The following is a 24,875-nucleotide window of genomic DNA, read 5'->3' on the forward strand; positions in this document are numbered from 1 at the left end:
TTTGTCATTGATCCGTTGGCGGAAGAGTTACCCGCTGGTAGACGTCATGGTGTCTACAACTCCGGCGGGGTGCCGAGCATAGGGGAGAGGATAGGCCCGATGACAACAAAGTTTCCGTTCGCTGCCGTTGTGATCGCTGCGGGTGTGATGTTTGCAAGCGGACCAAGCATCGCGAATGCGAGCGTAGCCGTCGGCAGCCTGAAGGCCGTGGCTGCCGCTCAGGGGACCACAGTTCAAAAAGTGGGCTACTGGAATCGCTGCCGATGGGGCATCGGTGGCTATCACAAGTGGGTGCCGGGCGTCGGCCGTGTGCAGTGCACTGCGCGCAAATGCTGGCGCAACAGCTGGGGTATTCGCCGCTGCCGCTGGTATTGATCGGGAATTTTGCGGCGTCCCGGTGCGGGGCGGGCGTCCGCGATACGGAACAGGCGGGGTAAAAAAAGCCGCCGGACTGCGGGTTTCCGGCGGCTTTCGTCATTTCAGCAATGAGGCGAGGGCTCAGCCGCGCTCACGGCGCGGGCCGCGTCCGCCACGGCCACCTTCGCGGCGCGGCGGACGGCTCTCGAAGACTTCTTCCGGCTCGCCTTCAGCGCGCGGGATTTCCTGGCCCGTCGCCTGATCGATGATCTTCATCGACAGACGCGTCTTGCCGCGATCGTCGAAGCCCAAAAGCTTCACGTAGACTTCCTGGCCTTCCTTCACGACTTCGCCGACCGTCTCGGGACGGCCCTGCGCGAGCTGCGAGATGTGGACCAGGCCGTCCTTCGCGCCGAAGAAGTTCACGAACGCGCCGAACTCCATGACCTTCACGACCTTGCCCTTGTAGATGCTTGGCCGACCTCGGGCTCCGACGTACCTGGTCGGTCGAGGGCTTTCTCGATCGATTCACGGTTAGCGGAAGCGATCTTCACGGTGCCATCGTCTTCGATGTCGATCTTAGCGCCCATTCGCGACGTTCCCACGGATGACCAACGGCCGCCGAACCGATGACTTCCCGGATCTTATCGACCGGGATCTTGATCGTCTCGATGCGCGGCGCAAACTCGCCGAGCTCGAACGCGCACCCGTGATCGCCTTCGACATTTCGCCGAGGATGTGGATGCGGCCCTCATGCGCCTGCTCGAGAGCGACGCGCATGATCTCTTCGGTGATGCCGGTGATCTTGATGTCCATCTGCAGCGAGGTCACGCCGTTGGCCGTGCCTGCCACCTTGAAGTCCATGTCGCCGAGGTGATCTTCGTCGCCGAGGATGTCGGAAAGAACGACGAAGTCATCGCCTTCCTTGATCAGGCCCATCGCGATACCGGCGACGGGGACTTCAGCGGCACGCCGGCGTCCATCAGCGCGAGAGACGAACCGCAGACCGTCGCCATCGACGAGGAGCCGTTCGACTCGGTGATTTCGGAGACAACGCGGAGCGTATAGAACTCTTCCTGGCTCGGCAGCATCGGATGGATCGCGCGCCATGCGAGCTTGCCGTGGCCATTCGCGGCGGCCGAACCCATCCGGCCGACTTCGCCGACCGAGTAGGGCGGGAAGTTATAGTGCAGCAGGAAGCGCTCTTTCTTCGTGCCTTCGAGGCTGTCGATGAATTGCTCGTCTTCGCCCGTGCCGAGGGTTGCGACGACGAGGGCCTGCGTTTCACCGCGGGTGAAGAGCAGAACCGTGCGTGCGCGGCAGAACGTGGACTTCGGAAAGGATCGGACGAACCGTCGTCAGATCACGGCCGTCGATGCGCCGCTTCGTCTTTAGGACGTCGCCACGCATGATATCCATTTCAAGCGACTTGAAGGCGTCGCCGAGCAGGACTTTCTCGTTCGGGTCGTCGGCCGGAATGGCGATGCCTTCGATGACAACTTTCTTGGCTTCGGAGACGAGGTTCTGGCGCTTGCCTTTTTCCTTCGTCGAGAAGCTTCTTTCAGCGTCTTCTCAGCGAGCTTTTTGACGTCGGCCGAGTACTTCGCCTTGTCGGCGATCTTGATGTCCCACGGCTCTTTCGCGGCTTTTTCGGCGAGCTTGATGATCGCCTGGATGACCGGCTGCATGTGCTTGTGGCCGAACATGACGGCTTCGAGCATCTGCGATTCAGGAAGTTCCTTGGCTTCCGATTCAACCATCATCACGGCGTCGGTCGTGCCGGCGACGACGAGGTCGAAGGCGGTTTCCGCCATCTCGTCGATCATCGGGTTCAAGACGAACTCACCGCCAATGAGGCCAACGCGGGCGGCGCCGATCGGGCCGAGGAAGGGCAGACCAGGCGTCAGTGCGGCGGAGGCCGCGACGCCATGCCGGAGAATGTCGGGATCGTTTTCGAGGTCGTGCGACATGACCGTCACGACGTCCTGGGTTTCGTTCATGGAAGCCATCAACAAAGCGGGCGGATCGGTCGGTCGATCAGGCGCGAGACCAGCGTTTCCTTTTCGCTCGGGCGGCCTTCGCGCTTGAAGTAGCCGCCGGGGATCTTGCCGGCAGCGTAGGTGCGTTCCTGATAGTTGACGGTCAGGGGGAAGAAGTCGATGCCGGGCTTGGCGGAACGGGCGCCGACGACGGTTGCGAGCACCGTGGTGTCGCCATATTGCGCCATGACGGCGGCGTCAGCCTGGCGGGCGTAATGGCCAGTTTCAAGCTTCGGCACGCGTAGCCGCTGATCGATTTCGGCGCGATGGATGTCCGACATGTTTGATCTTTCGTTTTCGCTTTCCGAACCGAACTGAGGTCGCTCAAACGGCCTCATGCCGGGAGAGCGCGTATCGCGGCACCGATCGAGGCGCCGACGTTCTTCTTGTTCAGTAGATCGCGTGACTGGCCATCGGGGCCGTCCTGTCTTGGACGCTCTTGCGAGCGCGCAATTAGCGGCGGATGCCGTTTTCTCGATGATCTTCTGATAGCGGGCGTTGTCCTTGGCCTTGACGTAGTCAAGGAGCTGGCGGCGCTGGCTGACCATCTTGAGCGAGCCCGGCGCGGATGGTTGTCTTTCTTGTGCGCCTTGAAGTGCTCGGTCAGCTCGTTGATGCGGTCGCGTCGGGATGGCCGATCTGGACTTCCGGCGAACCGGTGTCGTTGGACCATTGGCATTGTCTTTGATGACAGCCGTCTTGGCCTCACGGCGGTGAGTGCGATCTGCGACATCGAATGCTCCTTTCGAAATTGGGAGTTTGAGGAAAGCGGCCACGGCCGGGATGTCGTCCAGCAGGGTCGCAAACGAAAGCCGCGCGGGAACGAGGCCCGCGCGGGTGCGCTACTTATACACGAACCTCAGCCAAAGGCGAGGCGGATTTCGCGGGAAATTTCGTTATTTTCTTTAAGGAATTAACGAAAATTAGCCGGGTTGAAGACCCGTGTCGGGTGCAGCGCGCCCTTGGCAAGCTCGCCGAGCGCGATCAGGCGACCCTTCGAGGTCGCGTAGAGCGGGCCGGTCATGATCGGCGCGTCACGGCACGAATGACCGTTTGGCCGCGCGCCAGCAGCGGCGTCGCTTTGAAGACGAGCAGTTCGGGGAGATCGGCAAGGGCCGCCTCAACAGGCAGCAGCAACTTGGCGATCTCTCCCGGATCTTCGGAACTGCGCGGCCGCGGGGCGTGTCCATGCTGATGGCGCGAGCTTCATCGAAGGGGCCGACTTCGGTACGCGCAGCGCGATGTTGTGGCCATAGCAGCCCATCAGTCGTCGAGATCACGGGCCAGGGCGCGGACATAGGTGCCCTTGCCGCAGCGGGCTTCGAATACGCTTGTTGCGTCATCCGGCATGTCGACGAGTCTCAGGCTCTCGATCACGACGGGTCGTTCAAGGACGACCGTTTCGCCGTCGCGTGCCAGATCGTAGGCGCGATTGCCGTCGATCATGATCGCCGAATAGGCGGGCGCTTCTCCATGATCTCGCCGTGAAGCGCGGCAGTAGAGCTTCGATCTCCGCGCGTTCGGGGCGCTGTCCTTCGTTTTCGAGACAGCGCCTTCGGTATCGTCTGTCTCAGTTTCAGCGCCCCAACGTACGGTGAAGCGGTAAGCTTTTCGCCATCGACCGCGAACGAAACCGTTTTCGTGGCTTCGCCGAGCGCGATCGGGAGGATGCCTGTTGCGAGCGGATCGAGCGTGCCAGGTGTCCGGCCTTTTGCGCGCGTTGAAGGCGCGGCGAACCGCACAACAGCCTGCGTCGAGGTCATGTTGATCGGCTTGTCGAGAATGAGCCAGCCGTGAACGGCGTTGCCTTTTTTGCGTCGTGCCATGTCTGTTATTTCTTGATGTCGCGCTGAACGCGCTCGCTATCGAGAAGGCGGTCAATGCACGGGTTGCTTCTTCGAAGGTTTCGTCCTCGCGAAAGCGAAGGTCGGGCGCACAACACAGGTTCAGCGTGTGCGCGACTTCGGCACCGGATGTATTTCTTGTTCCGCGTGAGGGCTTCGATGACGGGTTTCACATCGTTGCCGCCGAGCGGCATGACGTAGACCGTTGCGAGCTTCAGGTCCGGCGAGCGCACTTCCGGAATGGTGATGACATGCGACGCGGTACGTCGTCGTGGATTTCTCCGCGAGAGAGCAGTTCGGAAAGCTTGTGACGGATCAGTTCGCCGACGCACCAGCATACGCTGCGACGGGCCTTTGGCGCCCGATGGGGCTGGTTTCTTTGCCATTCGTTATCCGCCGCGGGATGGGACCGCGCGCGGCCTCTTGATAGAAATAGGTTACGGTGACCAGGGAGTAGCGGATCGCCTCACATCCGCGCAAGCCCGCGCGATGAATAATCGCGCGGGATCGCTGGGTTAAATGCTTAGAGCGATCGAGCAATCGTCTCGACCTGGAAGCACTCGATCTGGTCACCTTCGCGAATGTCCTGATAGTTGGCGAAGGACATGCCGCATTCCTGACCGGAGACAACTTCTTTGACGTCATCCTTGAAGCGCTTGAGGATCGCAAGCGTGCCTTCGTGGATGACGACGTTGTCGCGGAGCAGACGGACCTTGGCGCCGCGTTCGACTTTGCCTTCGGTAACGATACAGCCGGCGACCTTGCCTGCCTTCGAAATGTTGAAGACCTGCTGATCGTGGCGTAGCCGAGGAAGACCTCGGCGCCGAGGTCGAGGCCAGAAGTCCCGACATCTTCGCCGCTTTCACTTCATCCACGAGATCGTAAAGATGATGTTGGCAATAGCGGATTTCGGCGCCGTACGTCGGCGAGCTGCTTCGCCTGCGCGTTGGCGCGGACGTTAAAGCCGATGACGACGGCCTTGGCGGCAGCTGCCAGCGCGATATCGGACTCGGTGATGCCACCGACGCCCAGTGCACGAGACGGGCTTCGACTTCCTCGTTACCGACTTTTTCAGCGCACCGGCGATGGCTTCGACAGAACCCTGCACGTCGCCCTTGACGACGAGCGGGAATTCGCTTGCGGCCAGCGTCCTTGAGCTGCTGCATCATCTGCTCAAGCGTACTCTTCGTACCGGCAGAGCCAGCGTCTCGCGACGCTTCCTGACGCGATGTCCGTCAGCTCGCGTGCGCGGGCTTCGTTTTCGACGACCGCAAACTGATCGCCAGCTTCCGGTGCCGAGTCGAAGCCCAGGACCTCGGCGGGAACCGGGGACCAGCCGACTGGATGTTGGCGCCGTGATCGTTGAGGAGTGCACGGACGCGGCCCCAGGCCGTACCGGCGACGATGATATCGCCGACGTGCGTGCAGCGTGCCGCGCTGAACGAGCACCGTACCGACAGGACCACGGCCACGCTCCAGCTTCGCCTCAATGACAACGCCGTCAGCCGTTCGGCTCGGGTTGGCTTTGAGGTCGAGGATTTCGGACTGCAGGTGGATCGCTTCGAGCAGCTTGTCGAGGTTGGTGTGCTTCAGCGCCGAGACCGGCACTTCAAGCGTTTCACCGCCCATGCTTTCGACGACGATCTCGTGCGACAGCAATTCCGTACGGACGCGGTTGGGATCAGCCTGCGGCTTGTCGATCTTGATCGCGACGATGATCGGCACGTTCGCGGCTTTGGCGTGATTGATCGCTTCGACCGTCTGCGGCATGACGCCGTCGTCAGCGGCAACGACGAGGACAACGATATCGGTCACTTTCGCGCCTCGGGCACGCATAGCGGTGAACGCTTCGTGGCCCGGCGTGTCGATGAACGTGATCTTGCTGCCGTCCGGCGCCGTGACCTGATAGGCGCCGATATGCTGCGTGATACCACTTCACCGGCTTCACCTGAGACGACGTTGGCCTGACGGATCGCGTCCAGCAAGGACGCGTCTTGCCGTGGTCGACGTGACCCATGATCGTGACGACCGGCGCGCGCGGTTCAAGCGAGGAATCGTCGACATCCTTGTCGCCAACGAAGCCGATTTCAACGTCCACTTCCGAAACGCGCTTCCGACGTGTGACCGAATTCCTGGACGATAAGCTCGGCCGTGTCCGCATCCAGGACGTCGGTGATCTTATGCATCGCGCCTTGCTGCATCAGATACTTGATGAGATCGACGGCACGCTCGGCCATACGGTTGGAGAGTTCCTGAATCGTGATGGCTTCAGGAATGACGACCTCGCGGGCGATCTTTTCGCGCGTCTGCTGAATGCCCATGGCTTTCAGCTTTTCCTTCTCGCGCTTGCGCTTCAAGGATGCGAGCGAGCGGACCTGAGGCTTCGCGATCGAAGTTCGTGATCGTCAGCTTCTGGCGCTGGCGGCCATCATCGTTGGTTTTGACGGCCGGGCGCGGAACCTTGACGCCGCCGGGGCCGCTTGCGAGCATCATCGTCTTCGACCTGCTCGCGAACCACCGAGGGGACGCACCGGGCGGGACGGCTTTTCAATCGTCGTCGCATCGGCTGGTCCTGCGGACGCGCCACGGCGGGCCGGCATCGGCAGCTTCGATCTCGCGCGGGCGACTGGCTTCACGCGGCATGAATGCGAGGTGTTGCCCGACGGACGTAGGCCGCGGTTGGTGCGGACGACCGCCATCGCCGCGCGGCGCATGGCCCAGAGTCGCGACCGCCCTCACGTCCACCATCGCGGCGGCCTTCATGGCGCGGCCCACGTCCGGCAGGCGGCGGCGTCGGAGCTGGAAGCGGAGCTGAGGCGGCGGCTGCTGCCGGAGCTGATACCTGCGCGCAGCTTGTTCGGGTGCGGGAGCGGCGCGTGCGGCCACTGCGGGCTGCTCGCTCGGCGCCGTCGGCGGCCGTTCCTCTGCGCGCGGTTGCGGCTCGGGCGGTCGAGCGACAGGCTCGAAGCGAACCGGTTCGACTTCTGGTGTGCGGCTCGATGTCTTCGGCGCGGGCTGCAGCAACGCGCGCTCGCGCGCGGCGCGTTCGACATTCGAAGGACGCGGCCAGCGGAACGGAATCGCGGACGTTCGGCTCGGCGGCGCCGGTGGCACGTGCGGTGCCTGAGATTTCTCGATCGTCACAGCGCTGGGAGCGGGAGGCGCAGTGCCCTCCCCCTCGGATCCCAATCGCCGCGTCTTCTTTTTCTCGACGACAACGGATTTGGACCGCCCGTGGCTGAAGTTCTGCCGCACGTGGCCAGACTTTCGACCGTTCGCTGCAGCGATAGCGGCTTCGCGCTCAAACTGGATGAAGTTGCCCATCGGTCTGGTCGTTTCAGATCCGTCATGCGTTATCCGTTCAGCCTTCACTGAAAGTTCCAGAAATATCGTCGGCCGCCCCAGGGGCGGTTTCGGGGGCGGCTTCAATCGTGGAGCGCCGGTAGCGGGTAAGCCGCTCCGCTTCTTCCAGAAACCGATCCGACAGTCCTCCGAAAGGTATGAGCGCAGCATGTACCACTTCCGCGCCCAATGGCCAAGCTCATTTGCGCGATCGTCAGACATTGACGATGGCAGCCGGTTGGCCACGATCTGCCTGAATAGCCTTATGGCCTGATCAATTTTCGAGCGGCCGTCGGCGGCAGCAGCATCGGCGCCATGCAGGATGACGCGGACCGGCCCCTTCTCAAGAGCCGCAAAAAACCTTTTCGAAACCGGCGATTGCGAGCCCGGCCTTATTGGCGAGCGACAGCGTTCCGGTCACGCGCTTAAGGATAAAGGCGTCGACGAGATCTGCAAGGTCGCCAGGCGCTTCGGCCTTCGTTTTAAGGCTTTTTGAAAAGGCCTGCGTCGAGATGGCCTTTCACCAGCTTTCTGTCACCAACCAACCCAGACGCCACGTCCAGGCAAGCGGCGATCGAGATCGGGAACGACAATGCCGTCCAGGCGACAGGACCAGCGGATCAGCTCGCCCGCGTCACGGCTTTCCCGCGTGACGGCGCATAGGCGCTTCGGTCCGACGCCGGAATCCAGCTCCGTGTCGTCCAGCATCGACCGTTGTTGTCGCTTCGCCATCGCGCGTTTGTCGTCCTTCGGTCATTCCCGTTAGCCTTCGGCGCTGACGCCGTCGGCATCAGCAGCTTCGGCTTCGCCTTCAGCCTCAGCAGGCTGTTCGAGATCTTCGGCCTTGATCCAGCCCGCATGCACACGCGCCGCCATGATCATGCTTTCGACGTCGGTCCGCGACAGCTCGAAACCGTCGAGATAGCCCTTGTGACGAACAGCCTCTAGATCTTTTTCCTTCTTGCGCTCGGTCCATCGATCAGTTCGTCGGTTGCGCAATCGGCGAGGGTCTTCGACGGTTTTGACGCCAGGTCCTCGGCGCAGGCCATGTTGCGGTCGTGATGCCCAGGGATTTCGGCCATGTCGTCGGCAACGCCCAACTCGCGGCGCTTGGCATCACGTTCGGCTTCCTGCTGTTCGAGGTATTCGCGGGCGCGGCTCTGGATCTGCTCGGCGGTGTTTTCGTCGAAGCCTTCGATGTGCGCGATTTCGCGATGTCGACATAGGCAACTTCTTCGATCGTTGCGAAGCCTTCGGTGACGAGAAGCTGTGCGATGACCTCGTCGACGTCGAGCGAATCCATGAGAAGCTGCGTGCGCTCGGCGAATTCCTTCTGGCGGCGTTCGCTTTCTTCCTGCTCGGTCAGGATGTCGATATCCCAGCCGGTGAGCTGCGGCCAGCCGCACGTTCTGGCCGCCGCGACGGCCGATCGCGAGCGAAAGCTGGGCTTCGGGAACGACGACTTCAATGCGGTTTGAATCTTCGTCGAGCACGACCTTGGTGACTTCGGCCGGTGCGAGCGCGTTGACGATGAAGCTCGCAGCATCCGGGTTCCACTGGATGATGTCGACCTTTTCGCCCTGCAATTCGTTGACGACAGCCTGGACGCGAGCGCCGCGCATACCGACGCAGGCGCCGACCGGATCAATCGAGGAATCCTTCGAGATGACGGCGATTTTCGCTCTGGAGCCAGGATCGCGGGCAACCGATTTGATCTCGACCACGCCATCGTAGATTTCCGGCACTTCGGCGCGGAACAGCATCGACATGAATTCGGGGCGGGCGCGCGTTAAGAAAAATCTGCGGTCCGCGCTGGTCGCGGCGGACTTCGTAGATATAGGCCCGGATGCGATCGCCGAGGCGGACGTTTTCTCGCGGGATCATCTCATCGCGGCGGATGATGCCCTCGGCGCGGCCGAGATCGACGATAACGTTGCCGTATTCGACGCGCTTCACGGTGCCGTTGATGACGTCGCCGGTGCGGTCCTTGAATTCGGAGAACTGACGGTCGCGCTCAGCTTCTCACGCACCTTCTGGACGATAACCTGCTTGGCGTTCTGAGCGGCAACGCGGCCGAATTCGAGAGGCGGCGTTTCGGCGATCATGTCGCCGGCTTTGGCATCGGGGTTGCGCTTCTTGGCGTCTTCGACGGTAATCTGTGTGGCGTCATTCTCGACTTCATCGACGACGGCGAGCACGCGCGTCAGCTTGGCTTCGCCGGTCTTCGGATCGATTTCGCAGCGGATGTCGTTTTCTGCGCCATAACGCGACTTGGCGGCTTTCTGGATGGCGTCTTCCATCGCCTCGATGACGATCTTCTTGTCGATCGTCTTTTCACGGGCGACGGCGTCTGCAATTTGCAGAAGCTCAAGGCGGTTGGCACTGATGCCTGCATGGCCATGGGATCAATCCTCCAGATCGTCTTCGTCGAGTTCGGCACCGTCACCGGGCCGGGTTGAATGGCGCTCTTTGGCGCGTTGCAGCGCTTCGCGGGATCAATTCGTCGGTTAGGAACGAGCTTGGCATCCGAAATGAGATGAACGGGCAGCCCTAAGTGCTGAATGCCCTGCTCGCCGGTATCGGCTTTGATGCGGACCTCGCCGTCTTCGAAGCCTTCGAGAATGCCCTTGAAACGCTTGCGGCCGTCAACGGCTTCTTTCAGCTCGATCTTGTGCGGCCGGACCAGTCTTCAAAGTCGCTCGGGCGGACCAGCGGACGGTCGATGCCGGGCGAGTGACTTCGAGCCGGTAGGCGCCGGGAGATTGGGTCGGCGACGTCGAGGACCGGAGAAATGCTCCTTGGAGATCGTCTCGCAATCATCGACTGTGATCGAGCCGTCGGCCGTTCCGCCATCAACTGCACGATGCGGTCGCGGCCGTCGCCCTGAATTTTCCACGCGCACCAAGCGGAAGCCGAGATCGGCAAGCACCGGCTCGACAATGGCAGCTATTTCAGCCGCAATGCCGGTCTCGCGCAAAAAACGCGTCGTATCGGCGTTCTCTGCAGGCGAAGCCTGATCCTGATCGTTGGCAACCGTGTCTTGCAATGGCGTTCCTGAGTTTAAAGTCCGTTCGGAGCGGGCCCTGCGGTCCACTCTCCAATCAGTGCGTCGTGTTATTGGAATAGCAGCTAAATAGGCGACTTTGGCCTTTTGCGCAAGGCTTCGGCGGCGTCAGGCCCGCAGAAATCGGAAATAATAGCGTTTGCGGCCTTCACGAACGGCCTTTGCTTCGTAACGCGTCTCTGGCCAGTCGGCGGGGCGAATGCGCCAGTCTTCGGGACTTGCGGCCTGCCAGATAAAGCGCGGTTCCTGGGCGAAAGCTTCAAGCATCGTGCGGGCATAGTCGCCAATGTCCGTGCCGATGCGCAGCTCAGCGCCGGGGCGCATCACGTTCGCGAGCAGCGACAGTAACGAATTATTAACCAAGCGGCGCTTGCGATGCTTTCGTCTCGGCCAGGGGTCGGAAACAGGATAAAGGCGCGATCTACTGTTTGACTGAGCGGCGCGCAGGATGTTGCGCACGTCGTCCATGTGCAGGCGAATATTTTTCAAATTCTCTTCGGTGACGGCCGTCAGGACCTTGATCATGCCGTCTTCGAACGGCTCGCAGCCGATCAGCGCAACACCCGGATTGCGCCGTGCCTGCCAGAGCAAGTGTTCGCCGCCGCCGAAGCCGATTTCGAGCCATGTCTGAGCAAAGCCTTCGGGCGGAGCTGCAGGATTGAACGAGAGGCGCGGTAGATCATGGAGAAGCAGTGCCGATTGACGCGCTCGGTTTGCGCCGCGGCGCCGTCCAAACGATCTCAGCTCGTGTTCGCTGTCGGACACGATGCGTTACCAGAAGAAAACAGCGGTTTTTGCAGGCTTTCGCGTCGGCATTGGCGATACGCATTCCGCGCGCGCCGACGCGGCGCTAGTTGAAACAAAATCCGGTAAAAGAAAACGGCCGCTTTCGCAGCCGTTTTCCGAAATTCAATTCGTAAGTGCGGCCTTAGGCGACGGCCTTCGCGATTTTATCGGCGAGGTCGGTGCGCTCCCACGAGAAACCGCCGTCAGCTTCGGCGTGACGGCCGAAGTGGCCGTAAGCCGCGGTGCGCGCGTAGATCGGCCTGTTGAGGTCGAGCTGGTTGCGAATGCCGCGCGGCGTCAGATCCATGACCTCGCCGAGAGCTTTCTCGATGACGGCTTCATCGACTTTGCCGGTACCGTAGGTGTCGACGTAGATCGACAACGGCTTGGCGACGCCGATGGCGTAGAGAGCTGGATCGTGCAACGATCGGCAATTCCGGATGCGACGACGTTTTTGGCGAGATAGCGGGCTGCGTAAGCTGCGGAACGATCAACCTTGGTCGGGTCCTTGCCGGAGAACGCGCCGCCGCCGTGGGGAGCCGCGCCGCCGTAGGTGTCAACGATGATCTTGCGGCCGGTGAGACCGGTGTCGCCATCGGGGCCGCCGATGAAGAACTTACCCGTCGGATTGATGTGCCAGATGCAGTCTTTGCCGATCCAGCCCTCAGGAAGTGCCTTGCGGACGTAGGGCTCGATGATCTCGCGGACCTGGCGCGAGCTCAGATCTTCGACGATGTGCTGGTGCGAGACGACGATCTGCGTCACGCCGACCGGCTTACCGTTTTCGTAACGGACGGTGACCTGGCTCTTGGCGTCAGGGCCGAGCTTCGCGGCGTCGCCGACCTTGCCTTTACGTGCGGCCGCAAGATCGAACAGGATCTTGTGTGCGTAGTAGATCGGCGCCGGCATCAGTTCCGGGGTCCCATTGCAGGCATAACCGAACATGATGCCCTGGTCGCCCCGCACCTTCTTCCTGGTTCGTCGGCTGCAGGGCATCGACGCCGGCTGCGATATCGGCCGACTGCGAGTGCAGCAGAACTTCGATGCTTACAGTTGGCCCAGTGGAAGCCGTCCTGCTCGTAGCCGATGTCCTTGATGGCGTTGCGGGTCAGGTCTTCGATGGCTGCGACAGTGATGCCCTTGGGGCCGCGCGATTCACCGGCGATCACGACGCGGTTGGTCGTCGCGAGTGTTTCGCAGGCGGCGCGGATCGTCCAGGGATCGAGCCCTTCCTTTGCGCCTTCGCGATAGAACGCATCGACGACCTCATCGGAAATGCGATCGCAGACTTTATCGGGATGGCCTTCGGAGACGGATTCGCTTGTGAAAAGGAAGGACTTGCGCGCCACTTTGGCCCCCATGTTTTGAAGATTTGCGGGACGAACGCCGCAACACTGTGCGGATTTCAAACCGACGAAAGGCGCCGGGTTGTCGCAATCTTGTTGGGCTCGGTCAAGCCGAGGTGCGCCGAGAGACGCGAAATGGGCCGCGACCTAGCGCCCTTCCGTTTTATCGGAGGCGAGCCAATCCGTCACAAAACAGCAAGGCTTCAGCTTTCCTCGCCGGCAAGCGCGCGAACGAGTTCGACAATCGAACGGCGAACTTTCGGATCGGTGACGCGGGCAAAAGCCTTGTTTAACTCGAGGCCTTCGCGGGTGCCGAGAAAATCGACGACGTAGCTTTCGTCGGGTTGTTCGGCGAAGCCCGGCGTCGCAGCGCCGGCGCTTTGGGCGCCAGAGGGGCTTCGTCGTAGAAGAATTGAACCGGGACGCCCAAGACCTTGGCGAGGTCGAAGAGGCGGCTGGCGCCGATACGATTGACGCCTTTTTCGTATTTCTGAACCTGCTGGAACGTCAGTCCCAGATGCTCGCCAAGCTTTTCCTGGCTCATGCCGAGAAGCATGCGCCGCAACCTGACGCGTGATCCGACATGGACATCCATGGGGTTAGCGCGGCGAGACCCCTTCGGGGCTTCTTCGCTCAGATCGTCTTCGATAGAGATTTGATCCACCATCACTCGTACAGCCAGCAGTTCCAAAGGCAAAGGCTTTGCACTTCGTAGGTGCACGGGCGCAAGGCGTCAATGACCGAGCGCTTCCGCGACAAGTTGACTTCAAGACTTTGATTAACGGCCTTTTTCCTGAGCCCGGCAGCCAAGACGGCAAAAAGCGCGAGAATGGCGGCAAGGAGCCAGTCACCGAAGCGCGCATAGGGGTAGCGGCACGGCTTTCGGCAGGGTGCTGTCGATCTGGCCACGGACATCGAGGCCAGGGACACCAGGACACGGCCGAAGGGATCGACGACGCCGGATATGCCGTTATTGGCGGCCCTGACGAGCGGAGCGCCTTCTTCGACGGCACGGACGCGGGCCTGATGGAAATGCTGATACGGCCCTGTCGTCTCGCCGAACCAGCCGTCGTTGGTCACGTTGATCATGACGCCGGGATGCTCGTGACCCTGAACGACATTCCGGGAAAGAGCGCTTCATAGCAGACGAGGCCCAAGACCGGCGGCAGGCCGGGAATGTGCATCAGCGGGCGCGGCTCGGGGCCGGTGCCGAACGAGCCACGGCCCTGCGTCAGTTTTTCGATGCCAATGGCCGAAAGCGTTTTCTCATAGGGCAGGTACTCGCCGAACGGCACCAGATGGGTTTTGTCGTAGGTCGCAATTGGCTGGGCCTTCTCGTTCAGCACCAGAATGCTGTTGAGCGTGCGCGTCTCAGGCGTGATCGGCGAACCGGGCGGCAGCGTCGGATCGTGACGGAGCGCACCGGTGATCAGCGTCGTGCCGGGCGGCAGGATATTGGCCAGAATGTCGAGCGCGACAGGGGCCTCAAGCGGGAAGAACGGCATCGCCGCTTCGGGCCAAATGACATGCGTGATTCCTGCAGCGATCCATTTTGCCTGACGGGTTCGTCAGCGACAGCGCGACGTGATCATCGAAGATGCGGCGCTGGTACTCCGCCATCCATTTTTCGCGCTGGGGAACGCTCGGCTGCACGATGCGCATTTTTACATTCGGGACGAACTCTTGCGGCGATTGCAGACGCCAGACACCGTAAGCCCACAGCAAGCCGATCGGCGCGACGGCGAGAAGCAAGGCGGCAGAGATCGTCCGCGGGGTCGGGTGTTCGTGCCTGTCGCTGAGGGCGACGAGCGGGGCGGGAAAGACAAACAACGCAATCGCGGTGAGGCCGTAGGCACCAAAGAGCGCCGCGCTCTGCATCAGCGGCAACGGATAGGTCAGCGCGTAGCCCGGCAGGTCCCAGGGGAAGCCTGTCAGGACATGTCCGCGCAGCCATTCGACGATTGAGAGTGCGATGGCAAAGACGAAAACACGCGAAAGGCCGTCGCTCCAAAACAGCCGCGCCGCCGCGGCGCCGACGCCCCAGAACAGCGCAAGCCCGGCAGGCAGGAGCGTAATCGCGAAAGGCAAGAGCCAGGCAAACTTATCGGCTTCGACGAGGAACGCTTCGCCGATCCAAAAGAGATTGCAGAAAAAATATCCAAAGCCGAACAGCCAGCCGGCGCTAAAGGCACGCCGCCAATTTGAGCTGCCGTCGATCAGCCAGATGAAGACAGGAAGCGTCAGAAATAGGATGGGCGTCACGAACATCGGCGCGAACGCCAAGGCCGAAAGGCCGCCTGCCGCTATTGCAAGTAGCGCGCGCCGCCAGCCGCGGAGCGCCATGATTTTCTCGCGCATACGCGCGACCAGCGGCGGTTGTTCCGGCGCGATGGCTGGGACAGCGTCCATCACGCCTTCGGCGCTTCGGGCAACGATTTGGTGTTGGTCAGAGGCGGACGCGGCGGATGGATTTTCAGTTTTTTGACGCGACGCGGGTCGGCGTCGAGAACTTCGAACTCGACGCCGGTCGGGTGGCGGATCAGCTCACCGCGCGCCGGCACGCGGCCGAGCATCGAGAAGATGAGGCCGCCAATCGTATCGACGTCGGTTTCTTCGTCGTCCGGCACAAGCTTCAGGCCAAGATGTTTTCGAGTTCCTCGATGGGCGTGCGGGCGACGGCGACGATGCCGAGTTTCGGATCGACGACGATGTTCGTTTCGTCGTCGTCGTCATGTTCGTCTTCGATGTTGCCGACGACCTGCTCAACCAAGTCCTCGATGGTGACGAGGCCGTCGGTGCCGCCATATTCATCGACGACGAGCGCCATATGGATGCGCGTCGATTGCATGCGGATGAGAAGATCGACGGCCGGCATCGACGGCGGCACATAGAGGATCTGCCGGCGGATCTTCACCGTCGTGATCGGTTTGTTGAGGTCTATGGCGCGCAGGTCGAACAGGTTCACCGGAACCGGAGCGTCGGGATCGACTTTGCCGTTTTTCGACGACTGGCCGGTCGCTTCGGCCATCAGCCAGCGCAGCACATCCTTAATGTGGATCATGCCGCGCGGATCGTCGAGCGTTTCGCGGAACAGCGGGATGCGCGAGACGCCTGCCTCGTTGAAGGTCTGCAGCAGCTCCGAGATCGGCTCGTTCTCATCGAGCGCCGTGATGTCGGCGCGCGGCACCATCAGCGAAGCAACGCGGCTGGAGCCGAACTGGAGCAGCCGCTCCAGCATCTTGCGCTCGGCTTCCGTGAAATTGTCGGTGCCGCCGGTCTTCAACGCACCTTCGAGCGCGTCGCGAACGTTCTGCGGGACCACCAAGCCCAGCTTCGACCGCAGCAGGTGAAGCCAGCCCAGGGAACCGAATGCCCGAGCCTCGTCGGCTAAACTGTCGGACAGAGGCTTATCTTGTGTGTTGTCAGTCATGGTCATGGGTTGAAACCCGGTCACTCACTTGTACCGGTTTCCAGCTCGCCCGTGTAGGGATTTGCGATGCCTAATATAGAAAGTATATTTATTTCAATGGCTTCCATGCGTTCCGCATCTGCCGTGGTTTCGTGATCATAGCCTAAAAGATGCAGCACGCCATGGACGACCAAATGCTGCAGATGATGCGCGATCGGGACGCCTTGCTCGGCGGCTTCTCGCTCGACCGTTTCAAGCCCGAGGATTATGTCGCCAATCTGACCGTCAGGCGCTCCGTCCCCAGCCGGAAAAGATAAGACATTCGTGGGCTTAGGCTTGCCGCGAAAGCGTCCATTGAGGTCGGCGACCATTGCGTCGGAAGACAGGGCGACGGAAACGAAACCGGGATTTGTCCCTCGGTTGCCGCAACGGCAGCTTGGGCAGCGGTCTCGATCAAATGATCGAGATCGGAAATCTGCGACCAGTCCCCGTCGTCCTCAACGATCTCGACCTCGAAGACGGGCTTAGCCGCATTTGGTGACGCAGGCATTGGTTCACTTCGGCTTTTCGTAGGCGTCGACGATCTTGGCGACGAGGTCCCGACGGACGATGTCGCCAGCCATGAAGTTGATGATGGAAATGTCGTCAACTCCTGCGAGCAGCTCGACAGCTTCGACGAGGCCGGACTTGGTCCCGAACGGCAGGTCGACCTGGGACGGGTCCCCCGTCACGATCATTTTCGAGCCCTCGCCGATACGGGTCAGGAACATCTTCATCTGCATGCTGGTCGTGTTCTGCGCTTCATCGAGGATGACGAAGGCATTCGACAGCGTACGGCCGCGCATGAAGGCGAGGGGCGCCACTTCGATGACGCCGGTTTCGATGTCGCGCTCGACCTTTTCAGGCGGCAGGACGTCGTACAGGGCGTCGTAAAGCGGGCGAAGATAGGGGTCGACCTTGTCGCGCATGTCGCCGGGCAGGAAGCCTAAGCGTTCGCCGGCTTCAACGGCGGGCCGAGATAGGATGATGCGTTCGACGAGGCCGCGCTCAAGGCAATGGGCGGCGAATGCGACGGCGATATAGGTTTTGCCGGTACCGGCCGGGCCGACGCCGAACACGAGATCCTTCTTTATGGATCGCGCGCATGTAATCGCTTTGCGTCGGGGTGCGGGCGCCACGTACCTTGCGGCGCGTTGCGATCTGGGCCTGCCCGTCGGTGTCAGAGCCTTCGGTCCGGGCGTGGCGGATCAGTCCGTCAATATCGCCAGCGCCGACGGTCTCGCCTTTGCGGATGCGGGCGTAGAGGCGTTCCAGAACGTTTCGGGCGATGTCACAGGCGGCGGCCGGGCCAGTCAGGATGACGACGTTGCCGTGAGCGTGGGCATCAATGCCTAATCGGTCTTCAATCAGGGCCAGGTGGCTATCGTATTCCCCAAGCAGCTGGGTGAGCAGCCGGTTGTCTTCAAAGGGTACAACGACGCGAGCAGTTTCAAGTTCGGCCTTGCCGGCGGGGCTGGGCCGTCTCGATGCTGACGCGGAGGACCCGCGGAATGCTGCCAATCCTGACCTCCTTTGGTTGCGATTTTTCTACGCTCAGAAGTCAAAATCAAATCGACCGTAGAAGCAACGTTAGCATGCGGAATATGCCTTCGGCACAGCGAGGTGTGGTTAACGCACAACAAGTGCGGCCCCACCCCTATCTTCCGATTATGCTGCCGCGATGACACCCGACAGGCTGACGCGGCGGGCATCGGTCACGGCCACGTTTGCTGTGCGCCCCACGAGGTCGCCCTCGGCGGCCACGTGAACGAGCTGTAGATAGGGTGTCCGGCCGACAAATTCACCCGGCTGGCGGCCACGGCGTTCAAACAGCACCGGAACGGTCATGCCGAGGGCCTGGGCGTTAAAGTCGGCCTGCTGGTCGTCCAGCAGAGCCTGAAGGCGCTGGAGACGTTCGGATTTGACCTCTTCGGCGACCTGACCCTCGTGGGTTGAAGCCGGGGTTCCCGGGCGGGGCTGTATTTGAAAGAAAAGGCCTGAGCAAAACTAACCGCCCTGATGAGCGAAAGGGTGTCTTCGGCATCCTGGTCGGTTTCGCCGGGAAAGCCGACGATGAAATCGCTCGATAGCGCGAGGTCGGGGCGGGCAGAGCGCAGGCGGCCGATGAGGTCCAAATATTCCTCGGCGCGATGCTTGCGGTTCATGGCAGCCAGCATGCGGTCGGAGCCCGACTGCACGGGCAAGTGCAGGAACGGCATCAACTGGGGAACTTCGGCATGGGCGGCGATCAGATCGGCGTCCATGTCGCGCGGGTGGCTCGTCGTGTAGCGGATGCGCTCGACGCCCTCGATATCCGCCAGCCTGCGGATCAATTCGGCGAGGCCGATCGTGCGGCCGCTAGGGCCTTCGCCGTGATAGGCGTTGACGTTCTGGCCAAGCAGCACAAGCTCTTTGGCTCCTGCCGCGATCAGCTCGCGGGCTTCGGCTTCGAGCTTTACGAGCGAGCGCGAAAACTCAGCGCCGCGCGTGTAGGGCACGACGCAGAAGGTGCAGAACTTATCGCAGCCTTCCTGCACAGTCAGAAATGCGGATGGCGACGACACGCGGCGTGGCGCTTTCATGCGCTCAAACTTTTCGTCGCCGGGGAATTCGGTTTCGACGATGTGCTCGCGGGTATTCGCGGTGCGTTCGATCAGTTCGGGCAAACGATGATAGCTTTGCGGACCGATAACGAGATCGACCGCAGGCTGACGGGTTATGATCTCGCGGCCTTCGGCTTGCGCCACGCAGCCTGCCACGGCGATCACGGTTTCCTTGCCGTCGCGCTTTCGTGCATCCTTCATGTCGCGGATGCGGCCAAGATCGGAATAGACTTTCTCAGCGGCTTTCTCGCGGATGTGGCAGGTATTGAGGATGACGAGATCGGCGCTAGCGATGTCTTCCGTCGCGGCATAGCCGTCGCGCGCCAGTGCTTCCGTCATACGCTCGCTGTCGTAGACGTTCATCTGGCAACCGAAGGTCTTCAGATAATAGCTTTTTGGTGTTCGGGCGCTGCACGTCGATGGGCCAATTAAGATTTGGGGTTTTGCCTCAGGCTTCCTGAGAGGCAAGCGCATAGCACAGAATAGGCCGACTATGTCCATTTCTCGCTGCGGGCCGCAGGCAAGCCCAGTTTCTGACGGCGGATTTCCTGGCTCGGCTCGACGGGGATGAGAGCCGGGTCATCGGGGCGGCCGCGCAGAATGCCGAGGACTGCGGAACGGACGGCGCGTTCGGTCTTGAGCGCCAGGTCCTTGCGATCCTTGAATTCCGAAAGCGGGACGGGCGGGCTGATCTTGATCGTTGCCGTGATCGGTCCGGATTTGAGCACCCCCAGGCATGCGAGGTCATTTCCATGTCACCGTACCAACCGATGCGCGGGCGGTCGGCGCGGGTCGGGGGACGCCGCGGGAGGTGGGTGTAGACGACGGCGGCGGTCTGTACGACGACGTCGCCGTTGCCCGTCGCGCCCTGGCCCGAGACCGCACCGAAGAGGGATGTCTTGAAGGGCAGTACGCGGTTGCCGTCGCTCGATGTGCCTTCGGCGAACAGCACGATCGTATCGCCGAGCTTCAGGCGCTGCATGATTTCGGTTGCGGCGTCGCCGGTTGCTTGTCGCCGCGTGCGATCGACGAAGACGGAGCGCTGAAGCCGCGCGAGCGCCGAGACGAACGGCCAGCTACCGACTTCAAGCTTGGCGACGAACGACACCGGAGCAACGGCAGAGAGCACCGGAATATCGAGCCAGGAGGTGTGATTGCAAACGAGCAGCACCGGCTTGTCGTCAACGACCTGTCCTTCGATTTTCAGTTTGACGCCGAGAATCCGACAGACGTTGCGATGATACCAATTGGGAAAGCGGCGGGCGGCGGCGGGCGAAACCTTAAGCAGCAGCGCCTGCACCGGCATCAGCGGCAGCGTGAAGCCGAAGAAGCCTGCCAGAACTGCCGAAGCGCGGAGCGATCCCTGTGCCATCGTGGCCTAGCCTCTCCGGGCGGACGACTTCTTTTTTCCGAGCGGCATGCCGTAGAGCTCCAGGCGATGGCCGACAAGCTCGTAGCCCAACTCACGCGCGACGCGCTCCTGCAGCGCCTCTATCGCCGGGTTGGAAAATTCGATCACGCGGCCGGTTTTCGATATCGACCAGATGGTCGTGGTGCTCTCTGGGCGCCGGTTCGTAGCGGCCGCGGCCATGACCGAAGTCGTGGCGCTCCAGGATGCCCTTTTCCGAGAAAAGCTTCAGCGTGCGGTAGACCGTCGAAAGCGAAATTCGTGCGTCGACGGCGACGGCGCGCCGGTGCACTTCCTCGACGTCGGGATGATCGGTTGCTGCCGACAAGACCTGGGCGATGACGCGCCGCTGGCCGGTCATGCGCAGGCCATACTCCGTGCATCGTTTTTCGATGGATGTCTCGGACTTCGCCGAAGGTGCGGTCATGACGATCAAGCTTTGGCTGAAGACGATTCCTCGTCGCCCGAGTATGGTGGCCATATAGGCTGTGGCAAGGCTTCGCGTCTATATCGACGCTAGGCTTTCGCCGCGTCGAGATCGAGAACGAGCGTCAAACCATCGACGGCTGTGCTGCCGGGGCGTTCGTAATAACGCTTGCGGCGTCCGGCTTCGGTAAAGCCGAGTTTGCGATAAAGCGCGATGCCGCCTTCGTTGTCCTCTGCAACTTCAAGGAAGATGCGTTTGGCGCCGCCGCGGCGGGCGGCCCGGCTCAAGCCCTCCAGCAGACCGGTGGCGAGGCCGACCCGCTGCCAATCGGGCGAGACGCCAATGGAAAGGATTTCGGCTTCATCGGCTGCGAGCTGACCGATGACAAAGGCAATGACGGATTTTTCTGGCCGCCGGCGACGGCGATCAACGAGGTGGCGGCGGGGTGTTCGAGTAGGCCCTTGATCGCATCAGTGTCCCAGGCCGGATTGAAAAGTTTAGCGTGCAGCGCCGCGATTTCCTCTGCTCGATCCGGCGACGCCCAAAGCATGCTTGCGTGTTTCACGTTCCGAAACGGCGTGACGTTCGTCATGCACCGGCTCCGAGGAACGGGCTTGGGGCAGGCGGCTTGGCATCGGGCGGTCGGAGATAAAGCGGACGGAGGCTGTCCGTTACCGGCATCTCGCAGGCCGGAAACAGAAGATCGAGGGCATCGGGCAGCAAGTCCGGCAGGATCGCCGTCGCCTCGATGCTTTCGCGGCGGGCGGCTGCGGCAAGCGCTTCAGCGCCGGAACCGGCGACGACGATGGGCGCTGTCCCTAAGGCTTTTACCGCGTCAACGATTGCAAGGCATTGCGGAGCGGCAACGCTTTGCAGCGAATGGCGATCGAAAACCTCAATATAAACTTCGCCGCGCCGGGCGTCGGTTGCGATAGCGACATGGGGAGTCGGCGCTGCGGGTATTCTCGGACTCATCGCCATAAGCTTGAGGCTCGAAATCGCGACGAATTGAGCACCTGTCGCGAGAGCAAGCGCGCGCGCGCTGCAGAAACGCAAATGCGCGTGCCTGTAAATGTGCCCGGTCCAAACGTGACCGCAATGCGGTCAAGCGATTTGAATTTCAGGCCTGCTTCGACCATGACCATTTCGATCATGGGCATCAATCGCTCGGAATGGCCGCGCTGCATACACTCGAATGCGAACGAAATGCCGGGGGTGAGCGAACGAAGCCCCGGCCCGCCGCGACGGAGCAGGCATCAAAACAGGTATCGAGCGAAAGAATATTCATTTCGGGCGGCTTTTTATACGATTGATGCCATTTCGTCGAAGCTAAATCGTGGCGAACGTGGATAAATACCGCCGGGTCGCCATATCCCAGATTACATAGGAAATTCGACTTTATGTCGGTTCCAGCGAAGAACTCGGCGTCGACGGCGGCATTGTTGAAGCCCGACATTGGCCCGCAATCCAAGCCAAGCGCGCGGGCTGCCAGAATAAAAGTAGCCGCCTTGCAGGCTGCCATTTCGAAATGCCGTCGTATCGGCGTGCTCTTTTTGCCGACAAACCAGCTTTTGGCATCGGCCGGCGGATAGAGGCGCGGCAGATATTCGTAGAATTTCAAGTCGTAGGCGATAATCGCGGTCGCAGGTGCGGCCACTGTTTTATCGACGTTTCCGGGCTGAGGTGCGGTTTTAGACGCTCTTTCGCTTCCGGCGATTTCACGAAAACAATTCGAGCGGGCGAACAGTTGACGCTCGTTGGACCCCATTTCATATGCTCGACAATCTGCTTCAATAGATCGTCAGGCACGTCGCGCGGCTGCCATTTATTGTTTGTGCGGGCCTTATCAAACAATTGATCGAATGCGGCATGATCGAGTGGTGTGGTCATTTCTATTTCCGTGGTTGTTTTTAGGTCCAGAAACGAAGAACCCCGCCGAGGCGGGGTTCAAAGGAAGAAATTCTCGGTTTAGACCGGTTCTACGGCCTGCACTTCCGGCAAGAAATGCTTCAGGAGATTTTCGATGCCGTTCCGCAGTGTCGCGGTCGAGCTTGGCAGCCCGAGCAGGCGCCGCGCATGTGCAGGTAGACGACACCGTCGCGGAAGCCCTGAGAAGGTGATGTCGCCGCCATCCTGTGCGACAGCAGGGCGTACACGGGTTTCGAGCAGCTCCTTGATCGTGGCGACGATCGATTCGTCCTGCGGATCGTAATTTTCGGCGCTGCTGTCGTTTGGCGTCTTCCTCGTCCGTGGCCGTGGCGCCGGACATGTAGTGTTCCATGATCGCGCCGAGGACCATCGGCTTCAGGTGCTGCCACTCGATGTTGCCTTTGGTCACCGAGATGAAGTCTGAGCCAAGGAACACGCCGTGACGCCGTCGATCGCGAAAAAGCCGGGCTGCAAGCGGCGAGGCTACAGCGTCGCCTTTCGAGCGGAAATCAGCGGTGCCGTCAGCGAGGACGTCACGGCCGGGGATGAACTTCAGCGTTGCCGGGTTTGGCGTGGCTTCGGTCTGAATAAACATGCTGGCCTCACTTCGTGTCCGATGCCGAACGAGCATCGCCCGCCGTCAGGTGATTGGAAGGCTTCTAATATAGGTACGCCAAATGGCCGTGTCGAGGTTATCGCCCGGCGCGGATTCTGCGGCCAATTTAGGCTAATGCCTTGATTTCCGCGAGTGAAAGTTGGCCCGGCACGACCGTTACGGGAACCGCAAATCCGCCACCGCACGGCCTGGGCCGCCAGGGGGTGGCGACCAAGGGGTTCAGGGGCGTCGATGGACGCGCCAAGCACCAGGATCGCGATGTCTTCGTCTTCGGCAATGAGCTTGTTGACCTCTTCGGCGGTGCGGCCTTCGCGGATTACGTCTTCGGTTTCGACGGCCTCGAAGCCGGCGTGGGCAAGCTTACGGCGGAAGAGGCGGAATAGGGCCTTGGCTTTCGTCGTCTCTTCTTCGATCTGCATCTGGCGGACGCCCGCCCAGTTCTGTAGTTCGCTCGGCTCGATGGCGTAAAGCATGATGATCATGCCCGAAGAGCGCTGGACGCGGCTCGCAGCGTAATAGAGCGCGCTTTCGACTCCTGGCTCTCGTCGACGACGATCAGGAACTTGCGGCGATGGCCTTCTTCGAATGAGCGACGCGGTTTCATGGTCCGGATGCTGCCACTCCCGCCCTGCGGCCGCAATGGCGGCAAGTGCTGCCGCCATATGCAACTTCGAGGGAACGTGTGGGTAAGCGATCAGCTGCGGATGAAGCCGACGATATCCTTGACCTTGTCCATGATCGGCGACGCGATCTCGCGGGCGCGCGCCGAGCCGTCACCCAGGACGCGGTCGATCTCGGCAGGATCGGCTGACCGCTTGATCTCGATTGCAATGGGTTCGATGCGGGCGACGAGCGCGTCCGCCAGGGACCTTCTTGAACGACGAGAACTGCTGTCCGCCGAACTCGGCGAGAACGGCATCGACGGGCTTATCGAAAGCGTCGCGTAGATGCCGACCAGGTTTTCGGCTTCTGGGCGGCCTGCGGAAACCCGTCTCGTCGCTCGCGGCAGCGGCTCGGGATCGGTTTGGCTTTTCTGGACCTTTTTTGCGATCGTATCGGCGTCATCCGTAATGTTGATGCGCGAGAGGCCGGATGGGTCAGACTTCGACATTTTTTGTGCCGTCGCGCAGGCTCATGACGCGCGTCGAGGACCCGGTGATGACGGGCTCAGGTTTGGGGAAGAAAATGCCGTCCCGCGGGAAGCCGTTCTCGATGATCGAAGCCGAATAGTCGTTGTTGAACTTCTGCGCGATGTCGCGGGCGAGTTCAAATGTTGCTTCTGGTCTTCGCCTGACGGGAACGTGCGTCGCGCGATAGGCGAGAATGTCGGCGGCCATCAGGTTGGGATAGGCATATAGGCCGACGGAGGCCTGCTCGCGATCTCGCCGGCCTTCTTGCCCTGGGCTGTGAGGTCATGCAGCTCAGCCCAAGCGGGCGACGCAATTGAAGATCCAGGCGAGTTCGGCGGGGGCGAGACCTGCGACTGGTTGAAGAGGATGCTCTTCTTCGGGTCGAGACCGGCGGCGATATAGGCGGCGGTGACCTGGCGGATGGCGGTGCGAAGCTCGGCCGGGTCCTGCACTCGGTGATCGCATGCAGACCGACGACGCAATAGACGCACTCGTGCGTGTCCTGCATTTGATCCAGTTGACCATCGCGCCGAGAT

General features: G+C 61.4%; 23 protein-coding genes and 13 pseudogenes. 2 read left to right on the plus strand and 34 right to left on the minus strand.

The genetic code is table 11. The annotated features are described in order from the left end of the window. On the plus strand, positions 1 to 375 hold a 375-nt coding region (locus ACFXS9_RS42965), incomplete at its 5' end, for a hypothetical protein (protein WP_392700400.1). 123 nt (positions 376 to 498) lie between these two features. Here ACFXS9_RS42965 and pnp read toward each other — a convergent pair. From pnp to ACFXS9_RS42985, 4 genes and pseudogenes are all read right to left on the minus strand, one after another. After that, positions 499 to 2,677: pseudogene (gene pnp, locus ACFXS9_RS42970) on the minus strand (polyribonucleotide nucleotidyltransferase). Positions 2,678 to 3,659: 982 nt separating this feature from the next. Further along, a pseudogene (locus ACFXS9_RS42975) lies at positions 3,660 to 4,222 on the minus strand (hypothetical protein). 5 nt (positions 4,223 to 4,227) lie between these two features. Beyond that, a pseudogene (gene rbfA, locus ACFXS9_RS42980) lies at positions 4,228 to 4,626 on the minus strand (30S ribosome-binding factor RbfA). Positions 4,627 to 4,763: 137 nt separating this feature from the next. After that, positions 4,764 to 4,946, minus strand: a complete 183-nt coding sequence (locus tag ACFXS9_RS42985) for a hypothetical protein (RefSeq protein ID WP_392700467.1) — start codon at positions 4,944 to 4,946, stop codon at positions 4,764 to 4,766. On the opposite strand from ACFXS9_RS42985, the gene ACFXS9_RS42990 reads away from it, so the two are divergent. Continuing rightward, on the plus strand, positions 4,920 to 5,045 hold the full coding sequence (locus tag ACFXS9_RS42990; protein WP_392700402.1) for a hypothetical protein: 126 nt from the start codon (positions 4,920 to 4,922) through the stop codon (positions 5,043 to 5,045). The genes ACFXS9_RS42985 and ACFXS9_RS42990 overlap by 27 nt on opposite strands. A gap of 62 nt (positions 5,046 to 5,107) precedes the next feature. Here the strand turns inward: ACFXS9_RS42990 and ACFXS9_RS42995 are convergent, their stop codons facing one another. The 30 genes and pseudogenes from ACFXS9_RS42995 to ACFXS9_RS43140 all read right to left on the minus strand — a co-directional run bounded on the left by ACFXS9_RS42995 (position 5,108) and on the right by ACFXS9_RS43140 (position 24,791). Beyond that, positions 5,108 to 5,257, minus strand: coding sequence for a hypothetical protein (locus ACFXS9_RS42995; protein WP_392700470.1), 150 nt, complete (start codon positions 5,255 to 5,257; stop codon positions 5,108 to 5,110). Next, entirely contained in the window at positions 5,199 to 5,348 is a 150-nt protein-coding gene (locus ACFXS9_RS43000) for a hypothetical protein (protein ID WP_392700404.1), read from the minus strand. The genes ACFXS9_RS42995 and ACFXS9_RS43000 overlap by 59 nt, the downstream gene beginning before the upstream one ends. 65 nt (positions 5,349 to 5,413) lie before the next feature. Beyond that, a complete protein-coding gene (locus tag ACFXS9_RS43005) occupies positions 5,414 to 6,169 on the minus strand; it encodes a translation initiation factor IF-2 (protein WP_392700472.1) in 756 nt (251 codons plus the stop codon). Positions 6,170 to 6,327: 158 nt separating this feature from the next. Further along, positions 6,328 to 6,597: a translation initiation factor IF-2 N-terminal domain-containing protein gene (locus ACFXS9_RS43010; protein ID WP_392700406.1), complete on the minus strand. Its 270-nt coding sequence runs from the start codon at positions 6,595 to 6,597 to the stop codon at positions 6,328 to 6,330. A gap of 190 nt (positions 6,598 to 6,787) precedes the next feature. Continuing rightward, on the minus strand, positions 6,788 to 7,564 hold the full coding sequence (locus ACFXS9_RS43015) for a translation initiation factor IF-2 associated domain-containing protein (RefSeq protein ID WP_392700407.1): 777 nt from the start codon (positions 7,562 to 7,564) through the stop codon (positions 6,788 to 6,790). A gap of 552 nt (positions 7,565 to 8,116) precedes the next feature. Next, positions 8,117 to 8,290, minus strand: coding sequence for a DUF448 domain-containing protein (locus tag ACFXS9_RS43020; protein WP_392700409.1), 174 nt, complete (start codon positions 8,288 to 8,290; stop codon positions 8,117 to 8,119). 54 nt (positions 8,291 to 8,344) lie between these two features. Further along, positions 8,345 to 9,969, minus strand: a pseudogene (gene nusA / locus ACFXS9_RS43025) (transcription termination factor NusA). 182 nt (positions 9,970 to 10,151) lie between these two features. Continuing rightward, positions 10,152 to 10,268 (minus strand): annotated as a pseudogene (locus ACFXS9_RS43030) (hypothetical protein); the annotation flags it as partial. 486 nt (positions 10,269 to 10,754) lie between these two features. After that, positions 10,755 to 11,411 (minus strand): tRNA (guanine(46)-N(7))-methyltransferase TrmB, encoded by a 657-nt coding sequence (locus tag ACFXS9_RS43035; RefSeq protein ID WP_392700412.1) that lies wholly within the window; start codon positions 11,409 to 11,411, stop codon positions 10,755 to 10,757. Between the two features lie 163 nt (positions 11,412 to 11,574). After that, positions 11,575 to 12,793: pseudogene (gene metK / locus ACFXS9_RS43040) on the minus strand (methionine adenosyltransferase). 188 nt (positions 12,794 to 12,981) lie between these two features. After that, positions 12,982 to 13,373, minus strand: a pseudogene (locus ACFXS9_RS43045) (helix-turn-helix domain-containing protein). Between the two features lie 71 nt (positions 13,374 to 13,444). Continuing rightward, on the minus strand, positions 13,445 to 13,867 hold the full coding sequence (locus tag ACFXS9_RS43050) for a nitrilase-related carbon-nitrogen hydrolase (RefSeq protein ID WP_392700413.1): 423 nt from the start codon (positions 13,865 to 13,867) through the stop codon (positions 13,445 to 13,447). Further along, positions 13,864 to 14,283 carry a hypothetical protein gene (locus tag ACFXS9_RS43055; RefSeq protein ID WP_392700416.1) on the minus strand — a complete coding sequence of 140 codons (420 nt, stop codon included), beginning with the start codon at positions 14,281 to 14,283 and terminating at the stop codon, positions 13,864 to 13,866. The genes ACFXS9_RS43050 and ACFXS9_RS43055 overlap by 4 nt, the downstream gene beginning before the upstream one ends. Beyond that, positions 14,264 to 15,187, minus strand: a complete 924-nt coding sequence (locus ACFXS9_RS43060; RefSeq protein ID WP_392700418.1) for a hypothetical protein — start codon at positions 15,185 to 15,187, stop codon at positions 14,264 to 14,266. The genes ACFXS9_RS43055 and ACFXS9_RS43060 overlap by 20 nt, the downstream gene beginning before the upstream one ends. After that, a complete protein-coding gene (locus ACFXS9_RS43065; protein WP_392700420.1) occupies positions 15,187 to 15,405 on the minus strand; it encodes a transporter associated domain-containing protein in 219 nt (72 codons plus the stop codon). Before ACFXS9_RS43065 ends, ACFXS9_RS43060 begins: the two co-directional genes overlap by 1 nt. Before the next feature lie 5 nt (positions 15,406 to 15,410). Further along, on the minus strand, positions 15,411 to 16,100 hold the full coding sequence (locus ACFXS9_RS43070; RefSeq protein WP_392700475.1) for a CBS domain-containing protein: 690 nt from the start codon (positions 16,098 to 16,100) through the stop codon (positions 15,411 to 15,413). Positions 16,101 to 16,228: 128 nt separating this feature from the next. Then, positions 16,229 to 16,737, minus strand: a pseudogene (gene ybeY, locus ACFXS9_RS43075) (rRNA maturation RNase YbeY). Positions 16,738 to 16,741: 4 nt separating this feature from the next. Next, a pseudogene (locus ACFXS9_RS43080) lies at positions 16,742 to 17,747 on the minus strand (PhoH family protein). A gap of 147 nt (positions 17,748 to 17,894) precedes the next feature. Further along, a pseudogene (gene miaB / locus ACFXS9_RS43085) lies at positions 17,895 to 19,192 on the minus strand (tRNA (N6-isopentenyl adenosine(37)-C2)-methylthiotransferase MiaB). Positions 19,193 to 19,277: 85 nt separating this feature from the next. After that, complete coding sequence (locus tag ACFXS9_RS43090; RefSeq protein WP_392700422.1) at positions 19,278 to 20,201, minus strand: lysophospholipid acyltransferase family protein; 924 nt, start codon at positions 20,199 to 20,201, stop codon at positions 19,278 to 19,280. A 6-nt stretch (positions 20,202 to 20,207) separates the two neighbouring features. Then, positions 20,208 to 20,664 (minus strand): annotated as a pseudogene (locus tag ACFXS9_RS43095) (Fur family transcriptional regulator). Between the two features lie 89 nt (positions 20,665 to 20,753). After that, entirely contained in the window at positions 20,754 to 21,059 is a 306-nt protein-coding gene (locus ACFXS9_RS43100; protein ID WP_392700478.1) for a GNAT family N-acetyltransferase, read from the minus strand. Between the two features lie 193 nt (positions 21,060 to 21,252). Continuing rightward, a complete protein-coding gene (locus ACFXS9_RS43105; RefSeq protein WP_392700424.1) occupies positions 21,253 to 21,645 on the minus strand; it encodes a hypothetical protein in 393 nt (130 codons plus the stop codon). Continuing rightward, the gene (locus ACFXS9_RS43110; RefSeq protein ID WP_392700425.1) at positions 21,636 to 21,851 is read right to left on the minus strand and encodes a hypothetical protein; all 216 of its coding nucleotides are present in this window, start codon (positions 21,849 to 21,851) and stop codon (positions 21,636 to 21,638) included. Before ACFXS9_RS43110 ends, ACFXS9_RS43105 begins: the two co-directional genes overlap by 10 nt. Continuing rightward, positions 21,824 to 22,554, minus strand: a pseudogene (locus ACFXS9_RS43115) (malonic semialdehyde reductase). The gene ACFXS9_RS43110 and the pseudogene ACFXS9_RS43115 overlap by 28 nt, the downstream one beginning before the upstream one ends. A gap of 78 nt (positions 22,555 to 22,632) precedes the next feature. After that, a pseudogene (locus ACFXS9_RS43120) lies at positions 22,633 to 23,188 on the minus strand (NifU family protein). Next, on the minus strand, positions 23,146 to 23,691 hold the full coding sequence (locus tag ACFXS9_RS43125) for a universal stress protein (protein ID WP_392700426.1): 546 nt from the start codon (positions 23,689 to 23,691) through the stop codon (positions 23,146 to 23,148). Before ACFXS9_RS43125 ends, ACFXS9_RS43120 begins: the two are co-directional and overlap by 43 nt. Positions 23,692 to 23,903: 212 nt before the next feature. Beyond that, positions 23,904 to 24,320, minus strand: coding sequence for a hypothetical protein (locus ACFXS9_RS43130; protein WP_392700428.1), 417 nt, complete (start codon positions 24,318 to 24,320; stop codon positions 23,904 to 23,906). Continuing rightward, a complete protein-coding gene (locus ACFXS9_RS43135; RefSeq protein WP_392700430.1) occupies positions 24,307 to 24,546 on the minus strand; it encodes a hypothetical protein in 240 nt (79 codons plus the stop codon). Before ACFXS9_RS43135 ends, ACFXS9_RS43130 begins: the two co-directional genes overlap by 14 nt. Further along, positions 24,546 to 24,791, minus strand: a complete 246-nt coding sequence (locus ACFXS9_RS43140; protein WP_392700486.1) for a hypothetical protein — start codon at positions 24,789 to 24,791, stop codon at positions 24,546 to 24,548. The genes ACFXS9_RS43135 and ACFXS9_RS43140 overlap by 1 nt, the downstream gene beginning before the upstream one ends. Positions 24,792 to 24,875 lie beyond the last annotated feature (84 nt).

It is taken from the genome of Bradyrhizobium sp. RDI18, assembly GCF_043203335.1.
GTDB classification, from domain to species: Bacteria; Pseudomonadota; Alphaproteobacteria; order Rhizobiales; family Xanthobacteraceae; genus Bradyrhizobium; species Bradyrhizobium retamae.